Origin of the sequence: Actinomadura sp. RB99 (assembly GCF_014706005.1) — a bacterium.
In the GTDB taxonomy this organism is placed as follows: Bacteria; Actinomycetota; Actinomycetes; order Streptosporangiales; family Streptosporangiaceae; genus Spirillospora.
The window spans coordinates 90,392-97,113 of record NZ_JABMCA010000036.1 but is presented as its reverse complement, the minus strand read 5'-3'; the positions used below and the strand labels follow the sequence as shown (position 1 = coordinate 97,113).

The window sequence follows — 6,722 nt, the reverse complement described above, 5'->3', positions numbered from 1 at the left end:
CGATCTCGGCCTTGCGGGCCCGGCGGCGGGACTTGACCGCGGCGCGCTCGGGGGCGGCGACCGGGGCGGGCGCCTCGGCGCGGCGCCAGACGCGGGCGACGACGACGACCTCGCGGGGCTCGCGGATCGGGGTGAGGCGGCACCAGGTGCGCGGTTCGGCGAGGTAGCGGGTCTGGGAGAGCAGCAGTTCGGTGAGCCGCTTGCCCTCGATGACGGGCCGGGTCGCGAGCCAGGTCAGCACGCCGGGCGGGACGATGTACAGCACGTGCCAGGGGGACTTGAAGGGGATCCCGACGAATCTCAGCAGCAGGATCCACGGCACGAACACGCCGAGGAACACACCGATCTGGACCAGCGGCAGCGGCATCGGAAGCCGCAGGTCGTACAGCTTGTACAGCCGCTTCTCGATGCGCCATATGTTCGTGTACGTGGGTAGATCCACGCCCCTACTCCCCTAACTGCGCGAGCACGGTGCCGCCTGCCGGCCTCCGCGTGGTGCCGACCTCCGCGTGGTCAGGTGGCGTCCACCCCGAGCGCCTTGGCGATCGCGCGGGCGGTCGTCTCGATGATGTTCGGCACGTAGAAGACCACTCCGATTCCTATCGCGAGCACGATGAATTGGACGAAACGCGTGATCTCCCGGGTGAACAGAAAGAAGATCGCCACAATGGAGACGATGACGAGGAAGAGCGGGCCGAAGATGTTGCGCAGCCAGTCGGCGAGATTGCCGGTGTTGAGTTCGTCGTTCTTCTGCGGTTCCGCCCAGACCTCGTGCGGAATCGACGCCATGATGTGGTGCAGCATCGACTGATCACCTCTCTGGGACGGCGGATGTCGTGGGGGTTGCGGTCATGATGCGTTCGGCTCCGTGGTGCCGCGGATGTCTCTGACGTACCAGGTCGTCCCCTTCTTCACCACGGTGAGCTCGTAGGCCTGGTCGAGTTCGCCGCCGCCGCCGGCGCCCGCGCCGCCGGGCAGCTGCCAGCCCACGGTCGCGGTGACGGTCCGCTCGTCGGCGGCCCCCTTGGGCGCGACGACCTCCTTGACCTGGACGTAGCTGACGGAGCCGGCGAGGCCCGCGATCGGCGTCCCGTCGGAGAACCGCGACAGCGCGGCCTGGTTGCCGGACGCGTACGCCTGGAAGAACGTACCGAGGAACGGCTGGAGCTCGTTCTCCAGGGCGGTGTCGCGGTCCTGGACGCCGCCCTGCGGGAGCGCGGCCTTGGTGGGCGGGGGCAGCAGCGCCGGCCGTCCGGAGACGACGAGCGCGCCGCCGTCGGCCGCGTAGACGGGCACGGAAAGGCGGAGCCACTTGTCGGCGGTGCGGGCGAGGACCGTGACGGTGCCGTTGTGCGCGTCGCGGGCGTCGACTCCGGCGACCTGGACGGACTGGACCTGCAATGTGCCGACGCCGTTCCAGCCGAATTGGGCGTCGGCGCCGTCGGGCAGGAAGGTGCGCAATTGGGCTTCGCGGGCGGGCGCGCTCTTCTGGTCGTAGTTCAGGTAGACGTTCGCGAACTGGAGCGCGAACGCGCCGGCGGCGCTGCTCGGGAATCCGGTGCCCTTTCCGGGCTTGGCGGTGGCGCCGGTTCCGGTGGAGTCGCCGTCCTTGGCGGTGAAGCGCTCGAAGGGGGCGCGGATGCCGTTGACGAGGATGACGAGGATGAGGGCCCAGAGCACGGCGCGCCCGACCCACACCCACCAGCGGCCGCCGGAGCCGCCCCAGCGGCCGCCGCCGCGCCGGCCGTCGCCGGATCCGCCGGAGCGCCCGCGGCGCCGTTCGGGCGCGGGCGCGTCCCACGGGTCGGCGGACGCGGCGAGCGCCGCGGGCGCCGCCGTCTCCTCGACCACGGCCGTGTCACGGCCGCGTCCTACGGCCGACCTGCGAGCCATCCTGCCTCCGCTCGCGCCTCGCCCCCGGTCGGCGCGGTCTGTTGCCTGGGTCCTGTGCGGGTGGTCCTTTCCGAACCCCACCCCGGGCCCAGAGTAACCACGAGCGCCAATTGTTCCAGCGCATCGCGGCGAAGCACACCCCCGGCACGCGGTTGCGGATAATGCAATCCAGCTCAACAGGAACGGGGAAGATTGCCAAACGGTGACGATCCCCTATCCAAGGCTCCGAACGGTGCGCCTGACCAGGTTTCCGGCAAGCGGCGCGACTCGGCAGTTGCTTGGTTACCGGGTGTCCGTTCCGCCCGCAATCTCTTTCCGAGAGATTCCGGCAAAGTGTCGACTTCGGGACATATCGTCACAGAACACGCGGTGACCTGGGGCGCGACCCCACATGCAACACCTGTATCGCAAATCACACAAGCCCCCGACGTGCATCAGGCCCCACCGGACGGGTGGGGCCTGACGGGACGGCGCGGCGAGCCGCGAACGCCGGCGAACGGCCGCGTGCGACGCTGCGGGCCGGGGCGCGCGGACGGCTCAGACGTTGAAGCGGAACTCGACGACGTCGCCGTCCTGCATCACGTACTCCTTGCCCTCCATGCGCACCTTGCCGGCGGTGCGGGCCGCGGCCATCGAGCCGGCCTCGGTGAGGTCGTCGAAGGAGACGATCTCGGCCTTGATGAAGCCGCGCTGGAAGTCGGTGTGGATGACGCCCGCGGCCTCCGGGGCGGTGGCGCCCTTGCGGATCGTCCAGGCCCGCGACTCCTTGGGGCCTGCGGTCAGGTACGTCTGGAGGCCGAGCGTGGCGAACCCGATCCGGACGAGCTGCGACAGGCCGGACTCCTCCTGGCCCATGCCCTGGAGCAGTTCGAGCGCCTCGTCGTCGGGCAGCTCGATCAGCTCCGCCTCGATCTTGGCGTCCAGGAAGATCGCCTCGGCGGGCGCGACCAGGTCGCGGAGCCGGCCGCGGAGCGCCTCGTCGGTCAGCTCGCCCTCGTCGAGGTTGAAGACGTAGAGGAACGGCTTGGCGGTGAGCAGGTGCAGCTCGCGCAGCAGGGCGAGGTCGATGCCGGCCTTCTCGGCGCCCGCGAACAGCGTGATGCCGTCGTCGAGGAGCTTCTGCGCCGCGTTGACGGCGTCGACGACGGCGAGCTTGTCCTTGTCCTTCTTGGTCCGCGCCTCCTTGTCGAGCCGCGGCAGCGCCTTCTCGATCGTCTGCAGGTCGGCGAGGATCAGCTCGGTGTTGATCGTCTCGATGTCCCGGGACGGCGCGACGTCGCCGTCCACGTGGGTGACGTCGGGGTCCTCGAACGCGCGGATGACCTGGCAGATCGCGTTGGTCTCGCGGATGTTGGCGAGGAACTTGTTGCCGAGGCCCTGCCCCTCGGACGCGCCCTTGACGATGCCCGCGATGTCGAGGAACTCCATCGTCGCCGGGATGATCTTCTGGGAGCCGAACAGCTCGGCCAGCACCCCGAGCCGCGGGTCGGGCACCCCGACGACGCCGACGTTGGGCTCGATGGTCGCGAACGGGTAGTTGGCGGCGAGCGCGTCGTTCTTGGTCAGCGCGTTGAAGAGGGTGGACTTGCCGACGTTGGGCAGCCCGACGATTCCGATGGAGAGGCTCACGGCGGTCAAGTTTACGGACCCCGCCGACCCCCTGGGCTGCCGGACGGCGGACGGGGCCGGAGCCATCGGCGGCCGGCGGGCCGGACGGTTGGCGAACAGTGAACGGATTGTCCGCTCCGGCGGGCGATCCGGCGCGTCGCGGTCGCGCTTCGCGAGTCCGCTGTCACGATGAAGTAATGGACCTCGCGCTCTTCGCCGGACTTCTCGTCGGCGCCGTCTTCGGCGTCGTCGCCGGGTACGCGCTGGCGACGAGCCGGCAGGGCGCGCTGATCGCGCGGGCCAGGGCGGCGGAGGAGAAGCTCGCCTACGCCGAGGAGCGGATGGCCGAGCACTTCGAGAACCTGTCGGCGAAGGCGCTGGACGCCAGCAACCAGCGGTTCCTGGAGCTGGCGGACGCGCGGCTGAAGGCGGCGGGGGTCGAGGCGGCGGGCGAGCTGCAGCGCCGCCAGCAGGCCGTCGAGCACCTGGTGGCGCCGCTGAAGGACACGCTCGCGAAGGTGGAGGAGCAGCTCCGCGAGGTCGAGACGGGCCGCCGCGAGTCGCACGCGATGCTCGCCAAGCAGGTCGACTTCGTCCGGCAGAGCTCCGACCAGCTGCGGCGGGAGACGCAGGGGCTCGTGCGGGCGCTGCAGCGGCCGGAGGCGCGCGGCCGGTGGGGCGAGCTGCAGCTGCGGCGGGTCGTGGAGCTCGCCGGGATGGCCCATCACTGCGACTTCGACGAGCAGGCGAGCGCGGCCACGGCGAACGGGACGGTCCGGCCCGACCTGGTGGTGCGGCTGGCCGGCGGCAAGAGCATCGTGGTCGACTCCAAGGTGTCGCTCGCCGCGTACCTGCAGGCCGCCGAGACCGGCGACCCCGTCCGGCTGGACGCGCACGCCCGGCACCTGCGCGACCATGTCGACCGGCTGGCCGCGAAGTCGTACTGGCAGGCGTTCAGCCCGGCGCCGGAGTTCGTCGTGCTGTTCATCCCCGGCGAGGCGTTCCTCGCACCGGCGCTGGACCGCGATCCCGGCCTGCTGGAGTACGCGATGCGGCGGCGCGTCCACATCGCGACGCCCACCACGCTGATCACCATGCTGCGGACGGCGTCGTACGCGTGGCAGCAGGCCGCGCTGTCGCGCAACGCCCGCGCCGTGTTCGAGCTCGGCAAGGAGCTGTACGAGCGCCTCGGCACCATGGGCCAGCACGTGGACGAGCTGGGCCGGGCGCTCACCGGCGCGATCAAGTCCTACAACCGGACGGTGGGCTCGCTGGAGACGCGCGTGCTGGTCAGCGCCCGGAAGCTGAACGAGCTGGGCGTCGTGGACGAGTCCCTGGACGGCCCTCAGCCGGTGGAGGAGAGCCCACGCGCTCTGTCCGCGGCCGAACTCACGGCGCACGACGACCGTCCAAACGACCGGGGGCTCTCCGGTCGCGGTGCCCCCGGCGACGAGGAGCGGCCTCGGCCTGACGGCGCGTCGGAACCGGTAGGTTTCGGCGGACGGGCCATCCCTGATCAGGATGATCGGCGAGAGAGGTGGCCATGAGCTCATCGACGGCACGCGACGCGCCCGGCGGCGCCTCGCCGGCCTCAGGGGGTCCAGTGGGACGTCAGCGCGCCGCCTCCTCGCGCCGTTCGCACGCCGCCGGGCCGGGCGCCGTCACCCTGACGGGGCGCGGCGGCGTCGTGCTCATGTTCGGCGCGGCGCTGGTGTGCGCGCTGCTGTCGCGGTGGCTCGGCGTCGGGCTGCTGGCCGGGGCGGGCTTCGCGATCGCGTGCGCGCTCGCCGCGTTCGCCACCCGCCCGGCGGACCTGCTGACGATCGCGGTGAGCCCGCCGCTGGTGTTCTTCTTCGCGACCGTCCTCGCGGAGATCGTGGACGCGCTGGGGCACGGCTCGCTGCTGCGCGCCCTCACGGTCGGGCTGCTGACGTCGCTGGCGTCGACGGCGCCGTGGCTGTTCTTCGGCACGCTGCTGGTCCTGGTGATCACGATGTTCCGGGGGCTGCCGGCGAACGTGCGGGAGCTGCGCGGCAAGCTCGTCGGGGTCCGGTTGTTCGAGAAGGAGGACAACGAGAACCCCGTCCGGTGGGACGACTCCCCCACCACGACCGCCGAGCGCCGCCTCCACCACGGCGACGTCGACTGACCCGGGCGCCGGCTAGACGGGCGTGACGCGGAGGTCCTTGCGGAGTTCCTTCGGCAGGGAGAAGCGCATCCGCTCCTCGACGGACTCGATCTCCTCCGCCTCGCCGAAGCCGCGCTCGGCCAGCCACGCCAGGACGCCCTGGACGAGCTCGTCCGGGACGGAGGCGCCGCTGGTGACGCCGACGACGTCGACGCCCTCCAGCCAGGCCGGGTCGATCTGCTCGGCGTAGTCGACCAGGTGGGCGTCGTCGGCGCCGTGCTCCTTGGCGACCTCGACCAGCCGGACGGAGTTGGAGGAGTTCGTGGAGCCGACCACGATGACCAGCTGCGACCGCGCGGCCATCTCCTTGACGGCGGTCTGCCGGTTCTGGGTGGCGTAGCAGATGTCGTCGGACGGCGGGTCCGTCAGCTTGGGGAACCGCTCGCGGAGCTTCTCGACCGTGGCGATCGTCTCGTCCACCGACAGGGTGGTCTGCGACAGCCAGGCGACCTTCTCCGGGTCGCGGACGGTGATGTTGGCGACGTCGTCGGGGCCGTCGACGAGGTGGATGTGGTCGGGCGCCTCGCCGGTGGTGCCGATGACCTCCTCGTGCCCCTCGTGGCCGATCAGCAGGATGTCGTAGTCCTGCGCGGCGAACCGGACGGCCTCCTTGTGGACCTTGGTCACCAGCGGGCAGGTGGCGTCGATGGTGCGCAGGTTCAGGCCGCGGGCCTCGTCGTGGACGACGGGGGCGACGCCGTGCGCGGAGAACACCACGATGGCGCCCTCGGGGACCTCCTCGGTCTCGTCCACGAAGATCGCGCCGCGCTCCTCCAGCGTCTTGACGACGTGGACGTTGTGCACGATCTGCTTGCGGACGTAGATCGGCGCCCCGTACTTCTCCAGGGCGATCTCGACCGTCTGGACGGCGCGGTCGACGCCCGCGCAGTAACCACGCGGCTTGGCGAGCAGGACACGGCGCTGGCTGTTGGCGGTCATGCCCCCCATCGTACGAGCCGCCCCGCCCGCGCCGTGCACGGCGGGACCCGGCGCGCCGGGCGGCGGGAGACCGCCGTGGAAACGGGTAATGCTC

General features: G+C 71.3%; 7 protein-coding genes. 2 read left to right on the top strand and 5 right to left on the bottom strand.

Translation table 11 applies throughout. From position 1 onward, the window contains the following. From amrb99_RS28510 to ychF, 4 genes are all read right to left on the bottom strand, one after another. On the bottom strand, positions 1–442 hold a 442-nt coding region (locus amrb99_RS28510), incomplete at its 3' end, for a TcpE family conjugal transfer membrane protein (RefSeq protein ID WP_190861716.1). Positions 443–513: 71 nt separating this feature from the next. Further along, on the bottom strand, positions 514–804 hold the full coding sequence (locus tag amrb99_RS28505) for a hypothetical protein (protein WP_151547330.1): 291 nt from the start codon (positions 802–804) through the stop codon (positions 514–516). A gap of 45 nt (positions 805–849) precedes the next feature. After that, complete coding sequence (locus amrb99_RS28500) at positions 850–1,893, bottom strand: conjugal transfer protein (protein WP_190861714.1); 1,044 nt, start codon at positions 1,891–1,893, stop codon at positions 850–852. A gap of 537 nt (positions 1,894–2,430) precedes the next feature. After that, the gene (ychF, locus tag amrb99_RS28495; RefSeq protein WP_190861712.1) at positions 2,431–3,522 is read right to left on the bottom strand and encodes a redox-regulated ATPase YchF; all 1,092 of its coding nucleotides are present in this window, start codon (positions 3,520–3,522) and stop codon (positions 2,431–2,433) included. 176 nt (positions 3,523–3,698) lie between these two features. On the opposite strand from ychF, the gene amrb99_RS28490 reads away from it, so the two are divergent. Both amrb99_RS28490 and amrb99_RS28485 read left to right on the top strand, forming a co-directional pair. Next, positions 3,699–5,048, top strand: coding sequence for a DNA recombination protein RmuC (locus amrb99_RS28490; protein WP_190861710.1), 1,350 nt, complete (start codon positions 3,699–3,701; stop codon positions 5,046–5,048). A 56-nt stretch (positions 5,049–5,104) separates the two neighbouring features. Beyond that, entirely contained in the window at positions 5,105–5,650 is a 546-nt protein-coding gene (locus tag amrb99_RS28485; RefSeq protein WP_347256901.1) for a DUF6542 domain-containing protein, read from the top strand. A 12-nt stretch (positions 5,651–5,662) separates the two neighbouring features. On the opposite strand, the gene amrb99_RS28480 is transcribed toward amrb99_RS28485, so the two are convergent. Next, on the bottom strand, positions 5,663–6,628 hold the full coding sequence (locus amrb99_RS28480) for a 4-hydroxy-3-methylbut-2-enyl diphosphate reductase (RefSeq protein WP_190861705.1): 966 nt from the start codon (positions 6,626–6,628) through the stop codon (positions 5,663–5,665). Between the last annotated feature and the right edge of the window lie 94 nt (positions 6,629–6,722).